We start from the raw sequence: 680 nt of genomic DNA, 5'->3' as shown, positions 1-680 counted from the left end.
CCCGGGCCCGGGCCGCCGGCTCGCGGAACTGGTGCGAAAGGATCGCGAACTGGCAGATCATCATCGCCCCGCCTCCCACGCCCTGGACAAAACGCGCCGCGATCAGCGTGGACGCATCGTTCGCCAGCCCGCAGGCGAGCGAAGCCAGCCCGAATACCCACAGGCACAGCACCAGCATGCGTCGGCGGCCAAAACGATCGGCCAATGTGCCGGCGGCCATCAGCACGCTGGTGCAGGCCAGGGTGTAGGCGTTCATGATCCATTGGGCGTCCTGGAAGCCGGTGCCCAGTTGCTGCTCGAGGGTGGGCAGGATGACCGGCACGCTGGAAATCTCCAGCCCGAACATCAGCGCCACCAGGCACACGGCGGTGAGAGCAAGGCCGTCCCGGGCGGTACGTGGCGGGTTGATGGCGGATACAACGGCGTCGGGTGGCATGGCCTCTTCCTTTCAATGGGGGAAGGTGTCATTTTCACGGGAATCTGATTCTTTATTAGCGATACTTCTTCCTGTGATAAGGGAATATAGGGCGACAAACGACCATGGCCACTCCGCGTTTTGATGGTGTTGAACTGTTTTTGCAGATCGTCGAGAGCGGCAATCTGACGGAGGCCGCCGAACGGCTGAACCTCACGCGCTCGGCGGTGGGCAAAGGCCTGGCGCGGCTGGAGGCGCGGTTGGG

At 63.5% G+C, this 680-nt stretch carries 2 protein-coding genes; one reads left to right on the top strand and one right to left on the bottom strand.

What is annotated here, in order from left to right; translation table 11 throughout:
* On the bottom strand, window positions 1–436 hold a 436-nt coding region (locus HX846_RS34055), incomplete at its 3' end, for an MFS transporter (RefSeq protein WP_178967134.1).
* Window positions 437–540: 104 nt separating this feature from the next.
* On the opposite strand from HX846_RS34055, the gene HX846_RS34050 reads away from it, so the two are divergent.
* A partial coding sequence (locus HX846_RS34050; RefSeq protein ID WP_178967133.1) for a LysR family transcriptional regulator occupies window positions 541–680 on the top strand: 140 nt, incomplete at its 3' end.

It is taken from the genome of Pseudomonas sp. K5002, assembly GCF_013386655.1.
Classification (GTDB): Bacteria; Pseudomonadota; Gammaproteobacteria; order Pseudomonadales; family Pseudomonadaceae; genus Aquipseudomonas.
This window is presented reverse-complemented; position numbering and strand designations above follow the sequence as displayed.